The sequence below is a fragment of the Corynebacterium bovis DSM 20582 = CIP 54.80 genome, assembly GCF_030408615.1.
GTDB lineage: Bacteria > Actinomycetota > Actinomycetes > Mycobacteriales > Mycobacteriaceae > Corynebacterium > Corynebacterium bovis.
In genome coordinates this window covers 2,477,932-2,503,453 of record NZ_CP047187.1, presented here as the reverse complement: position 1 = coordinate 2,503,453, position 25,522 = coordinate 2,477,932, and the positions used below count along the sequence as shown (strand labels likewise).

Below are 25,522 nucleotides of genomic sequence, written 5' to 3'. Positions count from 1 at the left end.
GGTGCGGGGGGCCCGGCGGGCGCGCGGTGGCGGGGGCCGGCAGTGGGGCCCGGCGGGCGTCAGACCCAGTAGCTCACGCGGAAACGCCACTTCCGCATGACCGCGAGAGCCAGGGCCGTGCCCGCGACGGTGAGCGCGATGACGATGAGCCAGCTGCGCATCTCCACCGGCTCGTCGATCATCGGCCCGCGCACGACCGAGAGGTAGTGGAAGAACGGGTTGAACTCCGCGAGGACCGCCCGGTCCGCCGCCGCGCCGCCCTGGCGCTCGATGATGCTCACCGACCACACGATGGGGGTCATGTAGAACGCCAGCTGCACCAGGGACTCCAGCAGCGGGGCGACGTCCCGGAACCGGGTGGACACGATCCCGAAGAACATCGTCACCCACACGCCGTTCGCCACGAGCAGCACGATCCCCGGCACCGCGTACAGGACCTCCCACCCGACCGGGATGCGGAAGATCACCAGCAGCGCCAGCCAGATGACGAGGTTGTGGCACATGAACAGGAACTGCCGCCACACCAGCCGGTACACGTGCACCGACAACGCCGAGGGCAGCTGCTTGATGAGCCCCTCGTTCGCGATGAACACCTGCGAGCCCTCGATCACGCACCCGGCGATGAAGTCCCAGATGATGAGGCCGACGGCCACGTGCGGGAGGAACTCCTTGAGGTCGATCTCGAACAGGAGGGAGTACAGCAGGCCCAGCGCCAACGCCATGACCGCCCGCGAGATCGTGATCCACAACGGGCCCAGGACCGAGCGGCGGTAACGCTGCTTGATGTCCTGCCACCCGAGCGCGAGCCACAGCTCCCGCTGCTGGAAGCCCCGGGTGAGGTCCCGCCACGCGGCGCCGACCGTCGACGACCGCGACGGGGGCGGGGTGCCGACGGGCGCCGCCGTGATGCGCGCGAGGTCGGCGTCGCCGGTGCGGTCCGCGACCGTGGCGGGGTGCGCGCCGGCGGGGGCCTGCGCGGCGGGGGAGCCGGCGGCGGGGCGGGCGCGGTCCGCGTCGTCGGTGTCCGGTCCCGGTGCGGACGACTCCGGGTCCGGGGAGGGAGTGCTCTGATCTGTGGAAGACACGTGTGTCAATCTACCTGGGAGGGGGACGACGGCCGAACCTCCGCGCTGCTCCGCGCGGCGGCCGGGGCGGGGCGGCGGTGCGGTGCGGCGGGGTGTGGCGGGGCGGCCGGGGCGTGGCGGCGGCGCGGTGCGGCGGGGTGTGGCGCGGCGGCCGGGGCGGGGGAGCGGTGCGGTGCGGCGGCGCGGTGCGGCGGGGGAGCCGGCGGTGCGGCCGGGGCGGCCGGGGCACGGCCGGGGCGGGGGAGCGGGGGTGCGGCGGCGGTGTCGCGAAGCCCCGGAGCGGGGCGGATGAGGCGGTGCCCACAGTCCTGCCCGGGCGGTGGTCGCCGGGGGCGGGCGTCGAGTAGTCTGACACCAGTCCGGGGCCCGCACTGACGGAGCCCCGCCCCCAGGTGGATCCGTTGACCGGAAGGTGGATACGTGGTGTTCGATGTCGCGCGCGTGCGGGGCCTCTACGTCTCTCTGTCAGACGGCTGGACCTACCTCAACGCCGGCGAACGGGCCCAGGTGCCGGAACGCGTGAGCTCCGCGGTGTCCCGCGCCTTCCGCACGGCCCCGCTGCAGGCCCACACGGAGATGTCGAGCGGCAGCCACTCCCGCGCCCAGGTCCCCGGCGGGGCGGTGGGTGCACAGATCACCGCCTCCGCGCGGCTCGCCGTGGCGGACCTCGTCGGGGGCCGGCCTGACGGCGTCGTCCTCGGACCGAACCGGGCCGTTCTCCTCCACACCCTCTCCACCGCCATGTCCCGGCAGCTGCGGATGGGCCGGGAGGTCGTGCTCAGCCGGGTCGACGACCCCGCGAACATCGCCCCGTGGCTCATGGCCTGCGACCTCTACGGCGCGCAGGTGCGGTGGGCGGAGGCCGACCTGTCCACCGGCACGCTGCCCGAGTGGCAGTACGGCGACCTCGTGACGCCGGACACCGCCCTCGTCGCCGTCGCCGCGGCGAACGCGCACGTCGGGACCGTGACGGATGTCGCGGCCGTCGCGCGGGAGGTGCACCGGCGGTCGCGCGGATGGGTCGTCGTCGACGCCACCGCCTACGCCCCCTACCGGGTCATCGACATCGACGCCTGGGAGGCCGACGTCGTCGCCGTCGACCTCGCCCCGCTCGGCGGGCCGGAGATCGGCGCGCTCGTGTTCCGCGACCCCACCCTCCCCGCCCAGCTCAAGCTCATGGACGTGGCGCGGGGCCGGCACGCGACCGTCGACGTGGAGGCGGAGGCGGAGCGTCGGCTCCGCGCGCTCGAGGTCGGCGGGCACGCGCCGGGGCTGCTCGGCGGGGTGCCCGCGGCCGTCGACCACCTCGCGAACCTCGACGACGCCGCCTCCGGGACCCGGCGCCGCCGCCTCGAGGAGTCCCTGCCCAAGGCCGAGAGCTACATGCACGTCCTCGCGCAGCACCTCGTCCACGGGCTCCAGAGCCTGCGGGGCGTGCACGTCGTCGGGCTCGACGGGGAGTTCGACGAACCCTTCAGCTACGACTCCGTGGAGCGGATCCCGCGCGTCAGCTTCATGGTCGCGGGGCTCGACGCCGCGACGGTCGGGCGGCGACTCGTGGCGAACAACGTCATCGCGCAGGTCGTGCCGCTGGAGGACAGCGCGCTGCTCGACCAGATGGGTGTCGCCGAACAGGGCGGCGCCGTGTGCGTGGCGATGAGCCCGCACAACACGGCGTACGACGTGGACCACCTCGTGCGCGTCGTCGCCGGGCTGGTGTAGCGGGGGTTCGGGGGCGAACTGCGCGCGGGCGCGGGGAGTTCTGAGTGATACGGATGGATGTCTAACTGTCGCTCGTCAACGCACGCCGCGCGCCGACAGCGACAGTGGCGAACACGAAACCCAGGGCGGGATACAGGAGCAGCCACGGAGAGAAGATGACCGGGCCCTGGGCGTCGAGCCTCAGTCCGTGGAACGCGTACGGCAACGCAATGACGACCAGGCCTGACAGAGTGAGCGACAGGGAAAATGTCATCCGCCGTACCAGCGGGAGAAACACCGCCGTGAAGATCAGCCCACCCCCCGCGGTCCAGAGGCATACGCCGTAGGTGGTGTAGGCGTTGTTGAGTGACGGTTGGTGTTCGCCGATCATCCCCAGTTTCAGTCCGCCTGCGATACACAGTGCCCCCAGAATGAAAGACAGCGCCGAGCCTTTCATGGTCCTCCCTTGATGTCCGAGTGTTCTCCGTTGTCCCCACGATGGTCTCACGCTGAGCGTCGCGCGGGGCGGGTGGATTCCTCGTCGTCCTGAATGAGTGGCACGACGGTGTCATTTCTGGGGCCGTGTCCGGGGGCATATGTGTGGCCATAAGTGTGGCCATATGTGTGGGTGGTCGGGCTGTGCGCTGCACCGCGGCCGGGGGCGCGGGCCGCGCGGCGAACGCCCAGGTCGGACGGCGGGGTCCGGCGCTCAGCCGGCGGCCCCGGGGCCCACCCGGCACGGCGTGTTAGTCTAGGCTCACTTCAGCGCTGCCGGGGTCGCCCGCGGGTCGCCCGCGAGGTCGCCCACGGGTCGCCCGCGAGGCTGCCCGGCGCCACCGGCGCCCCCAGGTCAGCGCCTGTTCTCCCACCGTCCCACCCCTCACGACCCGGAGGTCACCCCATGGCAGGTAACCCGTTCGACGATCCCGACGGCACGTTCTACGCGCTCGTCAACGACGAGGGCCAGTACTCGCTGTGGCCCACGTTCTCGCCGGTCCCGGACGGGTGGACCATCGCCCACGGCGGCCCCGACGGCACCACCCGCGACGACGCCCTGGAGTTCATCGACAGGACCTGGACGGACATGCGCCCGGAGAGCCTGCGGAACGCGCGGTGACCGGCGGGTCCGGTCAGGGAGGGGGGTCGGGTTCGACGCCGCCCCCCAGCAGCCCGGGCGGATCCGCGCAGGCGGTCGCACCCGGTCCCGCCGCCGCACCCGCCGGCCCGCCCCGCGTCCCCACGGCCGGGGCGGGCACCGCCGCCGCCGACCTGCTCCGCACCGTCGGCCGCTGGCCGGGCACGGCCCTCGCGGCCGTCGTCCTCTCCTTCGTCGGCGCGGCGTTGTCCCTGGTCCCGGTGCTCATGCTCCGGGACGTCGTTGACGCCGTCGCGACGGGCGCGGGCACGGACCAGCTGCCGCGCATCCTCGTGCTCGCCCTGGCGGCGGTGCTCGGCGTCGGCCTCGTCGCGGCCGCGGCAGAGACCGCGCTCGGCACGCTCATCGCCCGGGTCCTCGCCGACCTGCGCGAACGCGCGGTCGCCTCGGTCCTGCGCCTTCCCACCGGGGAGATCGAACGCTTCGGCCGGGGTGACGTCATCGGCCGGGTCGGCGCGGACGTCGCCGTGCTCGTCTCGGGGGCGCGCACGGCTGTACCGGCGATCCTCAGCGCACTCGTGCTCGTCGTCACGGCCAGCGGCGGCATCGCGGGCCTGGACTGGAGGCTCGCCCTCGCCGGTCTGCTGTCCCTGCCGTGCTACGTCGTGGCGCTACGCCTGTACCTCGGCCATTCGGGCCCGTTGTACCGGCAGCAGCGCGCCCACGAGGCCACGGTCCTCGGGTCGCTCATGAGTTCCGTCGACGGCCTCGGCACGGTCCGGTCCCACGGGCTCGTCGACCACCGCCGCTCCCTCACGACGCGCGCCGCCGCGGACTCGCGCGACACGTCCGTCGCCGCGTTCCGCCGGTTCTCGCGCCTCGTCGCCGGCGAGAACCTCGCGGAGTTCACCGGCCTCGCCGCGTTGACGGTCGTCGGCTGGCTCCTGCTGCGCGCCGGCCACGTGACGATCGGCGACGTCACCGCCGCGACGATCCTCTTCCACCGCCAGTTCGTGCCGGTCGGCCAGATCCTCTTCTCCTTCGACGAGGCCCAGCGGTCGGGCGCGGCGCTCACCCGGATCATCGGCCTCATCCGGCTGACGGGTGGCGACGCGCCGGCGCCCGTCGACCCCCACCGGCTGCCCACGGCCCCCGTGGACGTCGAGGTGCGGGGCCTGCGGCACACCTACCCGGACGGGCGGCGCGCGGTCGGCGGGGTCGACCTGCACATCCCGGCCGGTCGGACGCTCGCGGTCGTCGGCGGGTCCGGGGCCGGGAAGTCCACGGTCGCGGGGATCATCGCGGGGACCGTGCCGCACCCGGCGACGGGCACCGGCGGGGCGACGGCCGTCGCGGTCCGCACGGGTTCCGGGCAGGGGGACGACGCCGCCCTCTCCGCGACCCCCGCCCGCACCGCCGCCGGCGACGGCACGGTCACCGTGGGCGGGCGGAGTCTGCGGGACCTCGGCGCGGCGGCGCGGCGCGGCCTCGTGTGCGTCGCCTCCCAGGACACGCACGTGTTCGCCGGCACGCTCCGCGACGACCTGCGCCTGGCCGACCCGCGCGCCGACGACGCCACCCTCACCGCCGCCCTCCACGCCGTGGGCCTCGGGCCGTGGCTCGCCGGGCTGCCCGACGGGCTGGACACGGCCGTCGGGGAGGGGGGCGTCGAACCCGACGGTGCGACGGTCCAACGCCTGAGCCTCGCGCGGATCGCGGTGTCCCCGGCGCCGGTCGTCGTGCTCGACGAGTCGACCGCCGAGGACGACGCCGCGCCCGCGCCGGTCGGCGCCGTGGCCGGCGCGGGCGCGGGCGGGCCCACCGTGCCGCACCCCGACGCGGGGGGAGCCCGGGGTGACCGGGACACACCCGTCGTCCCGCTGGAGGCCGCGGCCGTCGCCGCCGTGCGCGGGCGGACCGCGCTCGTCATCGCCCACCGGCTGAGCCAGGCCGTCACCGCGGACGAGATCGCCGTCATGGACGGCGGCACCGTCGTCGAACACGGACACCACGTGGACCTGCTCGCGGCCGGGGGCCGGTACGCCGACCTCTGGGCCGCGTGGTCCGGAACGGAAGGAGAACAGTGCTGACCGGTCGACGTCGAGACCGCCGCCGCCACCGGCCGGAGCCCCTCCCGGACGACGGCGCGGGCGCCGCGCCGGGTACCCTCCCGGACGATGACCCGGCCACCCCGCCGGGGACCCCGGCCACCGCGGCCACCGCGCCGGGGCCGCTGACCGCCCGCGCGGCCGCCCGCGCCGGCGACGCGCTGCTCCGCGCCATCCTCCGCCGCCACCGCGCGGTCATCGCCGGCACCACCCTCCTGCTGTGCGTCTACCAGGTGGCCGAGGCGTCGGTCGCGCTGGTCCTCGGCGTGCTCGCCGACCACGTCCTGCCCTCCGGGGACGTGCGGCGGCTGGTGGGCGGCGTCGTCCTCCTCGGCATCGTCATCGCCGTGGTGTCCGCGAGCTGGCGCACGGCCTTCCGCATCCTCCAGAGCCGGAACGCGGACCAGGTGCACCGGATGCGCGCGGAGCTCGCCGCGCGGGTCATCGGGCACGTCGACCCGCCCGGCGGGGTGCGCGAGGGGGACATCCCCCACGGCGAACTGCCGACGGTCGTCGGCGAGGACGTCGTGCAGACCTCGGACGTCATCGAGGTCGTGCCCGTGTCCCTGTCCGCGGCCGTGGGCGTGGTGTTCTGCGCGGCGGCGCTCGCCGTCGTGGACCTCCCGCTGGGGCTCGGGGTGATCGGTGCGACCGTGGTCGTGCTCGTCGTCCTCCACCTGCTCTCCACCGCGGTGACCCGCCGGGGCGAGGACCAGCAGCGGCTCCTCGCCGAGGCGACGTCCCGGCTCACCGACATCCTCCGCGGGCTGCGGCCCGTCGCCGGGGTCAGCGGGCAGCGCCCCGCGTACGACGGCTACGTGGACCTCTCCCGGCGCGCCCGTGACCAGGCCGAACGGCTGTCGCGGGTGACGGGCGGGTACGAGGGCGTGTCGACGGCCGCCGGCGTGCTGCTCGTCGCGACCGTCGGGGTGGCCGCCGGGTACCGGGCCGTCGGCGGGCAGATCACCGTCGGCGACCTCGTGACGGTCGTCGCCCTGTCGCAGTTCATCGCCGAGCCGTTGCGCACGCTCAGCCGGATGCCCCGGTACCTCGGCCACGCGCGGGCCTCCGCGCGCCGGGTCGTGCGGGTGCGGCGCGCGGCGGCGGCGCGGCCCGGGCGGCCCGTGCCGGAGGCGACGGCGGGGGTGCCCGCGCTCACCGTCACCGGTGGGGGGCCGGAGGTGGGGGTCGACGACGGGCTCCTCAGCGCCGTGACGTGCCCGCCCGAGCGGGCCGCGGCGATCGTCGAGGCGCTGGTCGCGGGGGGTGCTGTGGGCGCCGGGAGCGGTGTGGACGCCGGGGCCGCGGGAGACGCGGGAGACGTGGTGGACGTGTGCGTGCGCGGGGTGCCGGTCGGGGCGCTCGACCTCGGGGACGTGCGGGCGCGGGTCCTCGCCGAGCCGCGGCACCCGACGGTCTTCGCGGGGAGCGTGCGGGAGGCCCTCGGCGCGGCTGGTGGCGCGCGCGGCCCCGCGGTACCGAATGCTGACGGGGGTGACGGTGTTCGCGCCGTCGTGGCGCTGCTCGCGGCCCTCGGCCTCGGCGAGCTCGGCACCCGGATGGACGACGTGCTGTCGCTCCAGCTCCGGGACGGGGCGGCGAACCTGTCCGGCGGGCAGCGGCAACGGCTCGCGCTCGCCCGGTCTCTCGTCGCGGACCGGGAGATCCTCGTGCTCGTCGACCCGGTGTCGGCCGTGGACTCGATGACCGGCGTCACCGTCGCCCGGACGGTGCGTGACCTGCGGAAGGGCCGGACGACGGTCGTGCTCGCGGCGGGGCCGGCGTTCCGTTCCGTCGCGGACCGCGTCGTCGCCGGGTGAGGGCGGGGCTGCGGGGGGGACGGACCTTGCTCCCCGCCAGGGTGGACGGTTAGCCTAACCTACCGACAGTTCGCAGGCGGGCGCGCAGGCCCGTCGTCCCCACCAGAGAGGTCTCCGTGACTGACGTCGCTCGCAGCTCAACCCTCCCGGCCACCGAGGCACCCACCACCACCGGGTCGGCCTCCGCCACATCCGCTACCGCACCCGCCTCCACCGGGTCGGCCTCCGCCACATCCGCCACCGCACCCGCCTCCACCGGGTCGGCCTCCGCCACATCCGCCACCACCACGCAGCCCACCGGGACCACCGACCCCGCCGCGACCGGCGACGCCGGCCGGGTACGGGACGTCGTCGGCGTCGGCTTCGGCCCCGGCAACCTCGGCCTGGCCGTCGCCCTCGAGGAGGAGAACCCGGGGCTGGACGCCCTCTTCCTCGAATCCCGCGACCACTTCGCCTGGCACCCCGGGATGCTCCTGCCCGGGGCGAACATGCAGATCTCCTTCCTCAAGGACCTCGCCACCGTGCGCAACCCCCGCAGCCGGTACACCTTCACCAACTACCTGCGGGAACGGGGCCGCCTCGTCGACTTCATCAACCGGCAGACGTTCACCCCCGAGCGTGTCGAGTTCACCGACTACCTCGCCTGGGTCGCCGAGACCGTCGAGGCCGACGTCCGCTACGGGGCGCAGGTCGTCGCCGTCGAGGAGATCGACGCCGCCGACGGTGCCGGCGACCGTGCCGGCGACCCTGCCACCGGCGGTCCGGATGCCGCGGGCGACGGTGCCCGGGCCGACGGCGCGCGCTTCCTCGTCCGCGCCGAGGTCGACGGCGGGACCGTCGAGATCCCCACCCGCAGCGTCGTCGTCGCCCGGGGCCTGCGTCCCCGGATGCCCGCGTGGGCCACCGACCCGGAGATCGCCGCGACCGGCCGGGTCGTCCACAACATCGACATCGTGCCCCGCCTCGACCAACTCGACGGGACCGTCGGGCGGGCGACCGGCCGGGGCTGGGACGGCACCGGCGTGCGGGCGCTCGTCGTCGGCGGCGGGCAGTCCGCGGCCGAGGTCGTCCGCCACCTCCACGACGGCGGCGCGACCGTGACCTGCACCTTCAACGGCTTCGGCTTCGTCCCCGCGGACGACAGCCCCTACGCCAACCGCGTCTTCGACCCGTCGGCGGTCGACGACTTCTTCACCGCCCCCGACGACGTCCGCGGCGAGCTCATGATCCGCCACCGGTACACGAACTACGCCTGCGTGGAGTCCGAGCTCGTCACCGAGCTCTACGAGCGCGAGTACCGGGAGCAGATCACCGGTGACCGCCGGCTCGACCTGCGGCGCACCACCGTCGTCGACGGGGTGCGGGCGCTGCCGGACGGGCGCGTCGAGGTCGGGCTGCGCGACCGGATCACCGGCGAGCGCACCGCGGACGCCTACGACATCGTGGTCTGCGCGACCGGGTTCGTCTCCCGGGGGCTCACCGGGCTGACCGGTGCCGGGGCGTTCGGGGGTTCCGGGGTCTCCGGGGTCTCCGGGGAGGTCGACGACGACCGCAGCGCGGTCCGGGGCGTCACCCGCGACTACCACGTGGTCGGCGGGGACGGCCCGGTCCCGGGGCTGTTCGTCCAGGGTGCGACCGAGGCCACGCACGGGCTGGGCTCCACGCTGCTGTCCAACATCGCCACGCGGTCGGGGGAGCTCGTCGAGGCGCTGCGTGCTGACCTGGACGTTGCCGGCAGTGCGGGCGACCCGCGTGTCGGGGCTGGCGCCGAGGCCGGGGCCGGGGCCGACCGCTTCGCCGGGGCCGCGACCGAGTGACCGGCCCCGGGTGCACCGGCGTCCCGACCGGCAGCTCCGGTCGGGCCGGCGTCCCGGGTGTTGTGGCTACGTTTTTTGCACGTTTTCGGCCGAAATCGTGCAAGAAGCTTTGCCACTCCGGGCGGTTGGACCGGCGTGCAGCGCCGGCTATGTCGCTCGCGCCGGCTGGACCACCCTGGAACTCCGGTCGGGCCGGCCTCCCGGGCCGGCAGCTCCGCTCGGGCCGGCCTCCCGGGCCGGCAGCTCCGCTCGGGCCGGCGTCTCGGGTGCTGTGACTACGTTTTTTGCACGTTTTCGGCCGAAATCGTGCAAGAAGCTTTGCCACTCCGGGCGGTTGGACCGGCGGGCAGCGCCGGCTATGTCGGTCGCGCCGGCTGGACCGTCCTGGAACCCCGGTCGGGCCGACGTCCTGGGCCGGCAGCGCCGGCCGGGCCGCTGTCTCGGGTGCTGTGGCTACGTTTTTTGCACGTTTTCGGCCGAAATCGTGCAAGAAGCTTTGCCACACCGGGCGGTTGGGCCGGCGGGCAGCGCCGGCCACGTCGGTCGCGCCGGCCGGACCGCCCTGGAACCCCGGTCGAGCCGGCCTCCTCGGCCGACAGCCCGGGCCGCGCCGCTGTCCCGGGTGTTGTGGCTACGTTTTTTGCACGTTTTCGGCCGAAATCGTGCAAGAAGCTTTGCCACTCCGGGCGGTTGGACCGGCGGGCAGCGCCGGCTATGTCGGCCGCGCCGGCCGGACCGCCTTGTGTCACCCCACGTCACCAGGAACCACGCTGAACTACGTTGCACCACGGTGAACCACCCCGCGTAACCATGCACCACGCTGAACCACCCTGAACCACGCTGTTGTCCGTCACGCTGATCCACCTCGGCACGTCCACCCACCAGACCCGGCGGTGACCGCCCCGCCGGCGACACTGAAAGGCCCTCCGTGAGCCACACCCACCCCGTCCTGTCCGTCCACGTCCCCGCCACCGTCACGGATCTCCGGCGGAGGGCCGGCATCACCGCAGGTAGTGGCGCCGATGTCGCTGCCGACGCCGCCGCCGACGCGCACGTCGACGCCGCCCTCGCAGCGGTCCTCGCCGCCGCCCTGCTGTGGTGGGCGACCGGGCCGCACCGGGGTGACGGCGGGCCGGCCGCGACCGCGAGCGGGCAGGACTCCGGCGAGAACTCCGGGGAGGGGGCCGCGCGCTCGACCGGTGGGGAGCTGCCGGCCGCGCTCACCGCAGCCGGGAGGGGTGTCGACCTCACCCTCAGCGGCGCGACGCGGCTGCCGGAACTCCTCGCCACGGTCGTCGCGGCGCGGGACGGGGACAGCGGGACCGGCGGGGATGCACGTCCGACCGGCACCAGCGGGGATGTGCGCCCGGCCGGCGCCACCGGGACCAGCGGAGATGCACGCTCGGCCGGCCCGGCGACGGGGACCGCCCTCGCGGGCGACGCGCGCTGCGCGGTCGTCGTCGACCCCGGCACCGGCACGGTCACCGCGGAGGTCGACCACCCGGCGGCGGGCGTGACCGCGGACGCGCTCACCACGGTCCTGGCGGACCTCGTGGAGTTCCCGGACCGGAGCCTCGCCACGGTGCGCGCGGAGTCCGCGGCGGACCGCCTCCGCCGGGTCGCCGCGTGGAATGACACAGATGCACCACGAGAGCGTCCGGACATCGTCGAGGTCATCGCCGGGCACGCCCGCGCCACCCCGGACGCCGTCGCGGTCGTCGACGGCGACCGCCACCTCACCTACGCCCAGTTCACGCAGGCCGCGGCCGTGCTGGCGGAGCAGCTGCGGGCGCTCGGCATCCGGGACGAGGCGACCGTCGGCATCTCCACGGGCCGGAGCGCCGAGATGCTCACCGGCATCCTCGCCACCCTCATCGCTGGTGGCTCATTTGTGCCACTTGATCCGGAGTGGCCGGAGCAGCGCCGTGCCTCGGTCATCGCGGACGCGGACATCACGGTGACCGTCACGGCCCCCGGCGATGTCGCGGGTGCGGCTGACGCGGGTGCCGCCGCCCTCGCCGATGCGGCTGACGCGAGTGCGGCAGAGACTGCCGGCGATGTCGCGGGTGCGGCTGGCGCCGATGCGGCTGACACGGCTGCGGCTGCCGCGGGTGCCGCCGACCCCGCCGACCCCGCCACGGTCGCCACGGCGGAGGGCGTCACGGCGGTCGTCGTCGACCTCCCCCGGCTCCTCGACCCCGCCACCGCCCGGCACCTCCCCCACCCGGTGGACCCGGCCGACCCCCTCGCCGGGTTCACCCCGCCGCCCGGCGCGACCAGGGCGTACGTCATCTTCACCTCGGGCTCGACCGGCCGCCCGAAGGGCGCGATGATCCGCCGCGAGGCCATCGTCGAGCGGATGCTGTGGCAGCGCGACGAGATCCTCGGCTTCGGCCCGGACGACGCCACGGTCTTCAAGGCGCCGCTCGCGTTCGACATCTCCGTCAACGAGATCCTGCTGCCGCTCGTCAGCGGCGGGCGTGTCGTCGTCGCGGCGCCGGGCGTCGAACAGGACCCCCTGGCCCTGCTCCACCTCATCCACCGGGAGGGCGTGACCTTCGCCTACCTGGTGTCCTCGGTGCTCGACGTCATGCTCCGCCAGGCCGAGGGCACGGACCTGCTCGACAGCCTCCGCCACGTGTGGTGCGGCGGCGAGATGCTCACCCAGGCCCTGTTCCGCCGCTTCCGGCGGCAGCTCGCGATCCCGCTGTACCACGGCTACGGCCCGGCGGAGGCGACGATCGGCGTCTCGCACGTCATCTACCGGGGTGACGAGGACCGGCTCGGCACGTCCATCGGCGTCGCCAACCCGAACTGCCGGCTGTACGTCCTCGACGACGAGCTGCGCACCGTCCCCACCGGTGAGACCGGCGAACTCTACGCCGCGGGGTTCCTCCTGGCCCGCGGGTACGTGTCCGCGCCGGGGCTCACGGCCGGGCGGTTCGTGGCGGACCCGACGGGCGGCGGCGAGCGGATGTACCGCACGGGCGACCTGGTCCGGCGTCTGGACGACGGGTCGCTGGAGTTCGTCGGCCGGGCGGACAACCAGGTGAAGATCCGGGGGATGCGCCTGGAGCTGGAGGATGTGGAGAGCGCGCTCGTGGAGCACCCGCACGTGCACGCGGCGAGTGTCGTCGCCCGTGACGGGCGGCTGCTGGGGTACGTCACCGGCGACGGGTCGGTGACGCCGGACGGGGTGGGGGTCCGCCGGTGGGTCCGGGACGTCCTGCCCGGGTACATGGTCCCGGCGGTGGTCACGGTCCTCGACGCGATGCCGGTCACGGCGAACGGGAAGGTCGACCGGCGGGCGTTGCCGGAGCCAGACTGGTCGCAGGTCACGGGGGTCGGCGGCGGCGGTGCCGGGTCCGGGTCCGGGTCGGGTGCGGCGCCGGGTGCGGGGTCCGGGGAGGGGGACGACGCCACGCTCCGGCGGGCCGGCGGGTCCGTCGACGGTGACGGTGCCGGCGGCGGTGACGGGGCCGGCGGTGACGGCGCGGACGCCGGAACCACCGGGGACACCACCGCCGACACCACCGCGGCCGTCGCCGGGGCGATGGCGGAGGCGCTCGACCTGCCGGGACTCGGCGCGGACGTGGACTTCTTCGACGCCGGCGGGGACAGCCTGCGCGCGATCACGCTCGTCGGCGCGCTCGCCCGCCGGGGCCTGGAGGCCGGCGTCGGCGACATCTTCCGCGCCCGCACGCCCCGGGCGCTCGCCGGGGTGGTCCGGGGCGCGGGCTCCACGGGGCCGGACCCGGACGACGAGCCGACCGGTGAGGTCACGACCCTGCCGGTCATCCGCTGGTTCGGGGAGCTCACCGACCACATCGACGGCTTCATCCAGGCCGTCGAGTTCGCGGTGCCGGGGGACGTCGACGTCGCGGAGGCCCGCCGGATGCTCGGCGAGGTCGTCCGGGCGCACCCGGCGCTGCGCGCCCGCGTGGAGCGGTCGCCGCTGCGGCTCACCGTCCCGCCGGCCGACGCCGCCGCCGACGTGCCCGTCCGGGACGGGGCGACGCTCCGCCCGGAGGAGGCGGAGGACGCCGTCGGCACGGTCGCCGGGGACCTCGACCCGGGGGCCGGGTGTCTCGTCGCGGCCCTGGTGCGCCCGGGCCGGCTGCTCGTCGTCGCCCACCACCTCGTCGTCGACGCGGTGTCCTGGCAGGTCATCGCGGAGGATCTCGAGGCCGTGCACGCGGGGCGCACCCCCGCCCCGGAACAGACGTCCCTGCGCCGGTGGGCGCAGCTCCTCGACGCGGCCGTCGCCGACGGTTCGTTCGACGCCGACGCCCGCGCGTCCCGGCCGGTCCTCCCCGGCACGGACACGCCGCTGGCGGACGGCGGCGCGGCGGCGGGGCCCCTCGACGCGACGGTCGCCGACGAACGGCAGACCGTCCACGAGGCGTCCGCGGCCACGACGTCCGCGCTCCTCGAGGACGTCCCCCGGGCCTTCCGCACGGGTGCCGACGCGGTGCTCGTCACCGCCCTCGCTGTGGCGCTCGCCCGGTGGCGCGCGGCGTCGACCCCCGACCCGGACGCGGAGCCCCAGACGTGGAGTCTCATCGAGCGGGAGGGCCACGGCCGGGAGACCCGGTTCGTGCCCGGGCCCGGCGGGCGGGAGGCGGACCTGTCGCGGACGGTCGGCTGGTTCACGTCCCTGTACCCCGTGGTCGTGGACCCGGGGGCGGTCGTCGGCGCGCGCGGCGTGGATGCGCCGGAGGGTGCCGGCGCGGACGCCGTGACGGATGCCGGCGTGGACGCCCGGGCGATCGCCCGGGCGGTGTCGCAGGTCAAGGACGCGCTCGCGGCGGTGCCCGGGCACGGCGTGCCCTACCAGGCGGTCAGCGCGCTCGACCCGGCGGCGCCGCGGCCGCCGCAGCCGCAGGTGCTGTTCAACTTCCTCGGCCGGGTTGAGGCCGGGACCGGTGACGCGGCCGCTGACACGGCAGGCGGTGCGGCCGGCGGTGCTGGTGGCGGCGCGGACGGTGACGCAGCCGGCGGTGCGGCCGGCGGAACAACCGGCGGTGCGGGCGGTGACACGGCCGCCGGGGCGCGCATGTTCCGGGCCGTCGGCCCGACGGGGCAGCTCGGCGAGCGCCGCGACCCCGGCCAGGCCCTGCCGCGCGAGCTGGAGTTCAACGCCGTCGCCGAACCCGCGCCCGCCACCGCCACCGCGGCGGGCGGGACAGGCTGGACCGGCGAGCCGGGCGAGGCCGGGGCGTCCGGCGGCTACGTGCTGCGCACGACCGTCTCGTGGGTCGACGGCCGCATCGCCGACGACCGCATCGACCTCCTGCTCCGCCTCTGGGACGAGGCCCTCCGCGAGGTCGCCGCCGTCGCCGACCACGCCACCCTGTCCCCGGGCGACGTCCACCCCGCGCCTGTCACGCAGGCCGACCTGGAGGACCTCGCGTCCCCGGGTCTCGTCGACGTCCTGCCGCTGACCCCGCTGCAGCACGGCATGTACTTCCACTCGGTGTTCGACGACTCGCCGTCGACGTACGTCGAGCAGCAGATCATCCACCTCGGGCCCGACGTCGCGCCCGGCTCCGCGCCCGCCGGCGACACCGCCGCGCCGGGCACGGGCGGGGCCGCGCCCGCGACTACGTCCACGGCCACGCCCACGGCCACGCCCGTGGCGACGGTCCTCGACGTCGACCGGTTCCGCGCCGCCGCCCGCGCCCTGCTGCGCCGCCACCCCGCCCTGTGCACCCGTGCCGTCGAGACCGCGGAGGGGTACGTCGTCGCAGCTCTCGACACCGGAACGGCCGACGACCTCGCCGTCACCGTCGTCGAGGCCGGTGAGGTCTCGGGGGAGGGGTTCGACGCCGCGCTCGACCGGATCGCCCGGGAGGACCTCGACCGCGGCATCCCCGTGACGGACGCCCCGCTCATGCGGTGGACCGTCGTCCGCACCCCGGCGGCCGACTCTGCGGCGGTTGCTTCCGCGGGACCCGACTCCCCGGCGGCCGACCCCGCGGGACCCGACCCCGCGACCGCCGCCACCCCGACCGCCGGGCACCCCGACGCCCGGGCGCGCGTCGCCCTCGTCCAGACCGTCCACCACCTCATCGCCGACGGCTGGTCCGTGCCCGTCATGCTCCGCGACCTGTTCGACCTCTACCGGGCGGACGACCGCAGCCCCACCGCGGGCCTCCGCCGCCACGACCCGCACGCCGGCGCGGCCGGCCTCGTCCGCTGGGCCGCGGACCGCGACCACGCCAGCGACCTCGCCACGTGGCGCGCCGAACTCGACGGCGCGCGGCCCGTCGTCCTGTCCTCCCGCGACCCGGAGGCGGGGGAGCGCCGCGAGCTCGTCGTCGACGACCCCCGCACCGCCGGTCTCGCCGACCGGGCCCGGGACGCGGGCGCCGGGACCGCCGACGTCGTCCACGCCGCGTGGGGCGCGGTGCTGCGCGCGGTGACCGGCCACGCGCCGGGCGAGGCCGTCGTCTTCGGCTCGACGGTCTCCGGCCGGGACGTCCCGGTGCCGGGCGTGACCGACGCGGTGGGGATGATGATCAACACGGTGCCCGTCGTCGCGGGCGGGGTCGGGCCGACCGCCCCGGCGTCTGACCTCGTGCGCGTCGTCGCCGGGCACACGAACCGGGTGCGGGACCTCCAGTACGTCGGGCTCACGGACATCTGCCGGGCGGCGGGCACGACCGCCGGCGAGCTGCTCGACACCCTCGCCGTCGTCGAGGTCGCGCTCGACCCGGCGGAGGTCTCCCGCCCGGGCACCGGGTTCACGGTCACGCGCCTGGCGAACAACGGCGCGCCGCACTTCCCGTTGTCGCTGGTCGTGGACCCGTCGGCGGAGCGTCCGCTGCGGATCATCCACGACCCCGCCGTCGTCGGTGACGTCCGCGCCGGGCGCATCGCGCGGATGCTCGGCTCGGCGGTCGCGGCGGTGCTCGGTGACGGCCGGTCGGCGGGGGAGCTCGCCGCGGACCTCGCCGGGGTCTCCGGTCCGGGGGAGGGGGACGACGCCCACCTCCCCGCGGGCGACGCCACCTCCCCGGATGCGGACGACGCGCTGCCGGGGACGCTGGCCGGCGTGTGGCGGCGGTCCGTCGCCGCGCACCCGGGGCGTCCGGCGGTGTCGGTCGTCGACGCGGGCGGCGCGGATGACGGTGACGGCACCGGCGGCGCGGCTGGCGCGGTCGGCGCGGGCGGCGACTGCGTGACGGTCACCGGGGGACCGGTGGACTACGCGGCGCTCGACCGCCGGGCCCGCGCGCTCGCCGGCCGGCTGCGCGACCGCCTCGCCGACACCGACGCCCGCGCCACCGGCACCGCCGGCCCGCGCGTCGTCCTCCTCATGGACCGCGGCGTCGACCACGTCGCGGCGATCCTCGCCGTCACACTCCTCGGCGGCACCTACGTCCCCGTCGACCCGACCTCGCCGGAGGACCGCCTCGCGCTCATCGTCGGGGACTGCCGCCCGGACGCCGTCGTCGCGACCGCGGACCACCGCGACCTGGCCCGTGACCTGCTCGTCCACGCCGGGCGGGGGGAGCGTCCCGTCGTCGTCCCGGATGCCGGGGACGAGGCGACCCGGGCCGACGGCACGACCTCCCCGGAGCACGCGGGCGGCGTCGTCCCCCGGGACCTCCCCGCCGACGACCCCGCGACGGCACCCCGGCCGGGGGACGTCGCCTACATCCTCTACACCTCCGGGTCGACCGGGCGGCCGAAGGGTGTCGCCGTGACCCACGGCAACGTCACCGCCCTGCTCGCGCACGCGCGCAGCCACACCGCGACCGGCCCGGACGACGTGTGGACCGTGTTCCACTCCTTCGCCTTCGACTTCTCCGTGTGGGAGCTGTGGGGGCCGCTGGCGACGGGCGGGCACGCGCTCGTCGTCGGGCACGCGCTGAGCCGGTCGCCGCAGGACCTCGCGGGGGCCCTCGACCGGTTCGGGGTGACGGTGCTCAACCAGACGCCGACGGCCTTCGCCGCGCTGTGCACCGCCGGCGGCGGACCGGGCACCGCGGGAGGGGCGGCCGGCACGGCGACCGCTCCGGCCGGCCAGCCCGCCGGGACCTCCCGGCCCGCCCCGGCCGCCCGGACCGCCTCCACCGCCCCGGCGCTGCCGTCCCTGCGGCTGCTCGTCTTCGGCGGGGAGGCGCTCCGCCCGTCCGCCCTCACCCCCTTCCGTGCGGTGAACCCGCAGGTCAGGGTGCTGAACATGTACGGGATCACGGAGACGACCGTCCACGTCACCGTCCACGACCTCCCGGCCGGCCACGCCACCGGCACGAGCCCCGTGGGCCGCCCGCTCGACGGGCTCACCGTCCACGTCCTCGACGACCGGCTCCGCCCGGTCGGCGTCGGCGGCACGGGCGTGCTGTACGTCGCCGGGGCGCAGGTGTCCCGCGGGTACGTGGGGATGCCCGGGCTCACCGCCGGGCGGTTCGTCGCCGACCCGTTCCTCGGCGGCGGCCGGCGCATGTACTGCTCCAACGACGTCGTGCGGGTGCTGCCGGACGGCACGCTCGACTACATCGGCCGCGCGGACCGGCAGGTGCAGCTGCGCGGGTTCCGCATCGAGCCGGGGGAGGTCGAGGCCGCGCTGCGGTCGGTGCTCGGGGTGACGGACGCGGCGGTGGCCGTCGTCGACGGCCCGGGCGGGGAGGAGCTCCGCGCGGCGGTCGTCACCGACGGCCCCGGGTCGGCCGGAAGTGGCCGTGACCTGGTCCGGGAGGCGCGCCGGGCGGCCCGGTCGGCGGTGCCGGCGTACATGGTGCCGCAGGTGGTGACGGTCGTGGACGCCCTCCCGGTCACCGTCAACGGGAAGAGGGACGACGCCGCGCTCCAGCGGCTCCTCCTGTCCGCCGACGCCGGTGACGTGGGGGCCGGTGCGGCCGGGCAGGACGCCGGGACGGGCGCGGCCGGTACGGTCGCCGGTACAGCCGCCGGCGCCGGCAGCGTCGACGCTGGTGACGCTGCCGCTGACGCGGCCACCGGCACCGGTGCGCCGTCGGACGCGGCGACCGCCGCTGCCTCCGCCGCCGCCGCCGACACCGCCGGCACGGTCGCCGCCGTCATCGCCGACGTGCTCGACCTCGACGCCCCCGTCGGCGCGGACGACGACTTCCTCCGCCTCGGCGGGGACTCCATCCTCGCGATCCGCGTCACCCACGCCCTCACCCGGGCGGGGGTCCCGGCCACGCCGCGGGACGTGTTCCTCGGCCGGACCCCGCGCGGCATCGCCGCGCGGGTCGGCGCGCCCGCGGCGGACGGGCCGTCCACGCCCGACGCCGCACCCGCCGGCGCGGGCGGGGACGGGAGCGCGGCGTCGACCCCCGGGACGGACCCCGTGACTGGGCCGTACGGTGAGGTGCCCGCGCCCGCGATCCTGCGCCGGCAGGCGGAGCTGGGGCTGGACGACACGGTCGTGCAGGTCCGGCGGCTCGCCACCGGCGTGACCGACGGGCGGCTCACCGTGGACGTGCTGCGGCGCGCGGTCGCGGCCGTGCGGCGCGCGCACCCGGCGCTCGGCGCGCGGGTGACGGTCGCGGCGGACGGGGGGCCGCGGGATCCGCGGGGGCCGGTCGTGCGCATGGTCGTGCCCGACCCCCGGGGCGGCGGCGCGGCCGACGGCCCCGGGGTGACGGACGGCCCCGACGCCACGGCCGCCCCCGAGGTGCCGGTCGTCGTCGCGGACGACGTGCGGGTGCTCGCGGGACACGTGTCCCTCGCGGCGGGAACGCCGCTGGTCCTGGTGCTGCCCGGCGGCACGGACGCCGCCACCGCCGGCGACATTGCCGCCGGAACCACCGGCACGCCCGCCCCGGCCCCCGGCGACGTCCTCGCGGTGTGCCACCACGCGGTCGTCGACAGCGTGTCGTGGATGATCGTCGAGGACGACCTCCGCGCCGCCGTCGCCGCGGTCCTCGACGGCACGGACCCGGACGCCGCGACGACCACCGAGGTCGTCCCCCTGCGCGCCGCCGCCGTCGCGGACCTCCTCGGCGCGCACGGCCCGTTCCTCGACGACCTCGCCCACTGGCGCGCCCTGCACGCCCTGCCGCGCCCCGTCCCGGACGCGGTGCGCTGGCCGACCGCGGACACGGTCACGGTGCGGGCGTCCGTCGCCGGTGACGTCGCCCGGACGCTCCACGACGCCGCCCCGGAGATCCTCGGCGTGACGGTGCAGGACATCGTCACGGGCGTGGTGTCCGCGGCGGTGTCCCGGGCGCTCGGGGGGCCGGCCGCCACCGGCCGCCCCGGTGGTCCCGGTGGTCCCGGGGACGACGACGCTCCCAGCTGGGCGGTCGACGTCGAGGGCCACGGCCGGCCCGATGACACGGACGTCTCCCGCACGGTCGGCTGGTTCACGACCGTCGCGCCGGTCGCCCTGCCCGCGGGGGACGACCCGGTCGCCGCGGCCGTCGCCGCCGCCCGCGCGCGGGCCGGCCACGCCGACGGCACCCTGCCGGACCGGCGCGGGCACCTGGCGCTGCGGCACCTCCACCCGGGGGCGGCGGCGGAGCTCGCCGGTGGGGCGCAGATCCTCGTGAACTACCTCGGCCGCGGGGAGTCCGACGCCGTGCTCCCCGCCCCGACGGTGGAGCAGGGTGTGGAGCAGGCCGCTGACCACGCCACGGACCAGGGCGTGGACCACGCCACCGACCACATCGTCGAGGCCGACGTCTGGACGACCTCCGCGGGGGACCTCGCCGCCGACCTCACGGTCGTCGCGTCGGTCCTCGCGCAGCACGGCGTCGACCCCCGGGACCTCGCGGCGCACGTCCGCGACCTCTGCGGGGAGCTCGTCGGCCACGTCCACGGCGTCGTCGACCACGGCACCCGCGAGGTGCCGCTCACCGTGCTCCAGCGCGGCATCTACTTCCAGTCGCAGGTCGCGCCGGCCGGGGCGTACGTGGCGCAGACGGAACTCGTCCTCGACCACCGCCTCGACCCGGAGGCGCTGGTGCGCGCGTTCCGGGACACCGTGACCGTCCACCCGGCGATGGGCGCGTCCTTCGGCACGGACGCGGACGGCCGGCCCGTCCAGCACCTGCCGTGGACCGGCCGCCGGGTCACCCTGCCGGTGACGGTCGTCGCGGCCGCGGACCGGGAGCGGGCCGGCGGGCTGGACGCCGTGCGGGAGGCGGACCGGCACACGGCCTTCGACACGGCCGCCGCGCCGCTCGCCCGGGCGACGGTCATCCGCGGGTGGGACGGTGAGCCCGGGGACACCCTGCTGTTCACCTACCACCTCGTGCTCATCGACGGCTGGTCGCGGGCGATCATGCTGCGCACGCTGCTCGAACGGCTCACGGCGTGGACGCGGGCGCTGGGCGGGGCCGACGGTGCCGCCACCGCGCCCGCGGCCCCGACCCCGGCACGCCCCGGCGTCGCCGACGTCGTCCGCGACCTCGCCGCCGCCGCGGACCCGGAGGCGGACGTCGCCTACTGGGTGGACCGCCTCGCGGGCCTGCCCGCCCCGACGACGGTCGCCGACGGGGACTGCGCCGCGGAGACCGCCGACCTGCCCCACCAGGTGCACGTGGACCTCGGCCGGGAGTGGACCGCCCGGCTCACGGCGACGCTCCGGGACCTCGGCGCGACCCTCACCTCGGCGGTGACGGCGGCGACGGGTCTCACCCTCGGTGTCGCGACCGGGGAGACGGACGTCGTCTTCGGCCAGTCGGTCTCCGGCCGTGACCTCTCCCCGGACCCGGCGGTCGACGGCGTCGTCGGCCTCCTCCTCAACACCGTCCCGGCCCGGGTGACCCCGCGCCCGGGGCAGTCGCTCGCGGACCTCGTCGCGGCGGCGCACCGGGACCGCGTGGACGCGATGCCGCACGACGGCGTGGACCTCGGCGACGTGCAGCGGGCGACCGGGTGGGACCGGTTGCTCGACAGCATCGTGGTGGTCCAGAACTTCCTCGACCCGGCGGCGGCGGAGGAGCTCCGGCGGGAGCACGGCGTCGTCGCGGAGAGCGCGGAGGACTCCACGCACTTCCCGCTGACCTGGGTGTTCACCCCGGGTGAGAGTCTGCACCTGAAGATCGAGCACCGCGCGGACCTCGTCGACGCGGACCGGGCGCGCGCCCTCGCCGACACTGTCACAGCTGTGCTCAAGGCGGTGGCGGAGGACCCGTCGCAGCCGGTCGCGGGGGCCGTGCCCGTCGACGCCGCGACGGCCGCCGCGCTCCCGGACCGGGGCACCCTCGCCGCGTGGCAGGGGCTCCCGGTCGAGGGGGACGACGCCGCCCTCCCGCCGGCGGGCACCCCCGCGGTCCCGGACGCCGGTGCCACGGGCGCAGACGCCGACACCGCTGACGCAGACGCCGACACCCCCGCCGCCGACACCACCCCCGCCCTCGACGGCACGGTCGTGGACGTCATCCACCGCACCGCGCTCGCGGTGCCGGACCGCACGGCGGTCGTCTGCGGCGACGTGGCCTGGACCTTCCGTGATCTCGCCGGCCGGTGCGCCGCGGTCGCCGCCGCGCTGCGCGACGTCGGGGCGGGGCCGGGCGCGACCGTGGCCGTGGCCGTCGACCGCTCCACGGCGACGGTCGCCGCGATCCTCGGTGCCCTGTGGGCCGGGGCGCGGTACGTGCCGCTGGACCCGGCGCACCCGGACGGGCGGCTGCGCGTCATCCTCGACGACTGCCGGCCGGACGCGGTGGTCGTCGACCCCGGCCTGACCGACCGGCTCGCCGGGCTCACCGACGCCCCGCTCGTCGACGTCACGGCGCAGGACCCCGTCGCCGCGCCGCCGGCCCCCGCGGCCGGCCTCGCCGACGACGCGTACGTGATCTACACCTCGGGCTCGACGGGCACGCCGAAGGGGGTCGTCGTCCAGCACGACGGCCTGGCCGCCATGCTGGGCAACCACCGGAGGCGGATCTTCGCGCCGGCCGTGGAGGCGGTGCGGGAGCGGACGCGGGGGGCGGCGTCGTCCCCCTCCGGTACGGCGACCGCGGACCGTGACGCGACCGGCGACGCGACCGGCGACGCGACCCGCGACATGACCGGCACCGGCACCACGACCGGCGACCCGCGCGAGACCCCGGTGCTGCGCGTCGCCCACGCGGTGTCCTTCGCCTTCGACATGTCGTGGGAGGAGCTGTTCTGGCTCGCCGACGGCCACGAGGTGCACATCCTCGACGAGGACCTGCGGCACGACGCCGCCGCGACCGTCGCGGAGATCCGGCGGGTGGGGATCGACGTCGTCAACGTCACCCCGTCGCTCGCCGAGCAGCTGCTGGCCGTGGGGATGCTGTCCGGCGACGGGCACGCGCCGGGGCTCGTGCTGCTCGGCGGGGAGGCGGTGTCGCCGGCGGTGTGGTCGACGCTGCGCGACACCCCCGGCGTCCGCGGCTACAACCTGTACGGGCCGACGGAGTACACGATCAACGCGCTCGGCGCGGGGACGGACGAGTCCGCCACGCCGGTCATCGGCACGCCCGTCGACCGGACGGCCGCGCTGGTCCTCGACCGCTGGCTGCGGCCGGTGCCGGACGGTGTGCCGGGTGAGCTGTACCTCGCCGGCACCGGACTGGCACGGTCGTACCACGGCTTGGCGGGGCGGACGGCCGCGGCGATGACCGCGTGCCCGTTCGGCGCGCCGGGCGGGCGGATGTACCGCACCGGCGACGTCGTCCGCCGCCGCGCCGACGGGATGGTCGAGTACCTCGGCCGCAGCGACGACCAGGTGAAGATCCGCGGGCACCGCGTCGACCCCGGCGAGGTCTCCGCGACGGTGACCGCGCGGCTCGGCGACCGGGTGTCCGGGTGCGTGACGGTGCCGGTAGCCGGTGGTGCGGCCGGGGACGACGGGGACGACGGCGCCGCGGCCGGGGTGGAGCTCGCGTGCCACCTCGTCGCGCCTGACGTGGCCGCCGCCGGCACGGACACCGGCACGGACTCCGGCACGGGCACGGACGCCACCGGCCCGGACTCCGCCGCGCAGGCCCTCGTCCGCGAGGCCCGGGCGGTGCTCCGCGACGTGCTGCCGTCGTACATGGTCCCGTCCCGCTGGTCGGTCGTCGCGGAGCTGCCGCTGACGGTCAACGGGAAGGTGGACCTGGCGGCCCTCGGCCCCGGCGAGCGCGTCGCGGAGACCGGCCGCGCCCCGCGCGGGGAGATGGAGGAGGTCGTCGCGGAGATCGTCGCCGACGCGATCGACGTCGACCCCGGCGACGTCCCCGCGGACGCGGACTTCTTCGACATCGGCGGGCACTCGATGGCCGCGATCCGTCTCACGGCGCTGCTGCGCGGTGATCTCGGCGGGGAGCTCACGGTGCGGGACATCTACGCCCTGCGCACGGTCGAGGCCCTCGCCGCCGCCCTGGAGGAGGCGGGCGTGGAGCCCTGACGGGTGGGGGTCCGACGCCGCCCTCCCGTGCCCCGCGCCCCGGTGGCCGCGGGCGCGGGGGCGGTGCGGGCGCGGGCCGGCCCGTCCCGGTGTGTTCCGTCCGCCGGCCCGCCGGCGTCGTGGCCGCCGCGCGCGGCTACCCGGCGAGCGCCTCCCAGGCGGCCTCGCCGAGCAGCGCGAGGGCGAGCAGGATCATCACGGCGCCGGCGACGGCGGTGATGATCTGCGCGATGCGGGGGCTGGCGTTGCCGAGCCGCCCGCCCGCCATGCCCACGGCGGCGTAGAAGGTCAGCAGGCCGGCGAGGAACACGACGCTCAGCACGCTGAACTGGAGCGGCACCGGCCACCCGGCCCCCGGGCGGACGAACTGCGGGAGGATCGCCGCGTAGAACAGCAGGGACTTCGGGTTGAGCGCGGCGACGCCGAACCCCTGCCGGATGAGGTGGTTCACGCTGTCCGACCCGGTCCCGTCGCCGCCGGTGAAGCTCGCCGACCGGACCGAGCGGAGGACCGTCGCGCCGAGGTAGAGCAGGTAGAGGCCCCCGACGACGGTCAGCACCTTCAACGCCACGGGGTGCGCGCTGACCAGTGGTCCGAGCCCCACGACGACGAGCGCGACGAGCATGAGGTGCCCGGCCGCCACCCCGGCGACGGGCCGGAGGACGGCGTGGTAGCGCATGCCTGTGGTGAGCATGAAGAAGAAGTCCGGACCGGGCACCGGGATCAGCACCAGGGCCAGGCCCAGGAACGCCACCAGAACCGCAGAATCCACCTGTGTCTCCCTCTCTCGCTCGGCGAGTCTCCTCTCCCGCGCACCCACCCCGCCGACCTGCCGGACCCGGCCGGCGGACCTGACCGGCCCCGACGGGCCGACCGACCGGCGGTCCCGATCGACCGACCGCACCGGTCCGACCCGCCGTGAGCGGCGCAGGGAGGGGTGGTGTGCGAGAATCACGCTGTCAACGCCGCCCAGCCTAATGATGCTTGCGGGACGACGACAGCCGGCGAAAGGATCGTGCGTGATCGACGAGACAGACAGAAAAATTATTTCCCATCTGCGGGACAACGCGCGGATGAGCCTCACGGATCTTGCGGGGCGCATCGGGCTCACGGTCGCGCCGACGCACCGTCGGCTGCGCCGCCTCGAGGAGGAGGGCGTCATCACGGGCTACCGGACGCTCGTCGACCCGGGGGCCCTCGGCCTCGGGTTCGAGGCCGCGCTGTTCCTCACCCTCAACCACGACAACCTGGAGACCATCGAGGCGTTCGAGCGCGCCGTCACCCGCCTGCCGCACGTGCTCCAGGCGCAGCGGCTCTTCGGCAACCCGGGGTACCTGCTCCGCGTGCGGACGGAGGACCTGGAGTCCTACAACCGTTTCATCGACCGGTACATCGCCACGTTGCCCGGCATCGACCGGATCACGTCCACGCTCGTGGCGAAGAACCTCGTCATGCGCCCGGCGCACGGGTTGTTCATGGAGCGTGACGAGGACGCGCCCCGCCCCGCCGCCGACCGCCCGCACCCCCGCCGCTGACCGGCCCGGACGTGACCGG

General features: G+C 76.3%; 11 protein-coding genes. 8 read left to right on the top strand and 3 right to left on the bottom strand.

What is annotated here, in order from left to right:
• Positions 1–59 precede the first annotated feature (59 nt).
• Positions 60–908 (bottom strand): galactan export ABC transporter permease subunit Wzm/RfbD, encoded by an 849-nt coding sequence (gene wzm / locus CBOVI_RS10145; protein WP_083825993.1) that lies wholly within the window; start codon positions 906–908, stop codon positions 60–62.
• A gap of 179 nt (positions 909–1,087) precedes the next feature.
• On the opposite strand from wzm, the gene CBOVI_RS10140 reads away from it, so the two are divergent.
• Complete coding sequence (locus tag CBOVI_RS10140) at positions 1,088–1,432, top strand: hypothetical protein (protein WP_183273672.1); 345 nt, start codon at positions 1,088–1,090, stop codon at positions 1,430–1,432.
• A 76-nt stretch (positions 1,433–1,508) separates the two neighbouring features.
• The gene (locus tag CBOVI_RS10135; RefSeq protein WP_029157970.1) at positions 1,509–2,807 is read left to right on the top strand and encodes an aminotransferase class V-fold PLP-dependent enzyme; all 1,299 of its coding nucleotides are present in this window, start codon (positions 1,509–1,511) and stop codon (positions 2,805–2,807) included.
• A gap of 61 nt (positions 2,808–2,868) precedes the next feature.
• Here the strand turns inward: CBOVI_RS10135 and CBOVI_RS10130 are convergent, their stop codons facing one another.
• On the bottom strand, positions 2,869–3,243 hold the full coding sequence (locus CBOVI_RS10130; protein WP_010271829.1) for a hypothetical protein: 375 nt from the start codon (positions 3,241–3,243) through the stop codon (positions 2,869–2,871).
• Positions 3,244–3,687: 444 nt separating this feature from the next.
• On the opposite strand from CBOVI_RS10130, the gene CBOVI_RS10125 reads away from it, so the two are divergent.
• From CBOVI_RS10125 to CBOVI_RS10105, 5 genes are all read left to right on the top strand, one after another.
• Positions 3,688–3,903, top strand: a complete 216-nt coding sequence (locus tag CBOVI_RS10125; RefSeq protein WP_010274196.1) for an MbtH family protein — start codon at positions 3,688–3,690, stop codon at positions 3,901–3,903.
• Positions 3,900–5,972 carry an ABC transporter ATP-binding protein gene (locus CBOVI_RS10120; RefSeq protein WP_125187480.1) on the top strand — a complete coding sequence of 691 codons (2,073 nt, stop codon included), beginning with the start codon at positions 3,900–3,902 and terminating at the stop codon, positions 5,970–5,972. Before CBOVI_RS10125 ends, CBOVI_RS10120 begins: the two co-directional genes overlap by 4 nt.
• A complete protein-coding gene (locus CBOVI_RS10115; RefSeq protein WP_125196950.1) occupies positions 5,966–7,810 on the top strand; it encodes an ABC transporter transmembrane domain-containing protein in 1,845 nt (614 codons plus the stop codon). The genes CBOVI_RS10120 and CBOVI_RS10115 overlap by 7 nt, the downstream gene beginning before the upstream one ends.
• A 116-nt stretch (positions 7,811–7,926) precedes the next feature.
• Positions 7,927–9,627 (top strand): lysine N(6)-hydroxylase/L-ornithine N(5)-oxygenase family protein, encoded by a 1,701-nt coding sequence (locus CBOVI_RS10110; protein ID WP_010272981.1) that lies wholly within the window; start codon positions 7,927–7,929, stop codon positions 9,625–9,627.
• 928 nt (positions 9,628–10,555) lie between these two features.
• Positions 10,556–23,968 (top strand): non-ribosomal peptide synthetase, encoded by a 13,413-nt coding sequence (locus CBOVI_RS10105; protein WP_290214685.1) that lies wholly within the window; start codon positions 10,556–10,558, stop codon positions 23,966–23,968.
• A 136-nt stretch (positions 23,969–24,104) separates the two neighbouring features.
• On the opposite strand, the gene CBOVI_RS10100 is transcribed toward CBOVI_RS10105, so the two are convergent.
• Positions 24,105–24,740, bottom strand: a complete 636-nt coding sequence (locus tag CBOVI_RS10100) for a LysE family translocator (RefSeq protein WP_183273671.1) — start codon at positions 24,738–24,740, stop codon at positions 24,105–24,107.
• Positions 24,741–24,987: 247 nt separating this feature from the next.
• On the opposite strand from CBOVI_RS10100, the gene CBOVI_RS10095 reads away from it, so the two are divergent.
• Positions 24,988–25,503, top strand: coding sequence for an Lrp/AsnC family transcriptional regulator (locus tag CBOVI_RS10095; protein ID WP_083826075.1), 516 nt, complete (start codon positions 24,988–24,990; stop codon positions 25,501–25,503).
• Positions 25,504–25,522: the final 19 nt, after the last annotated feature.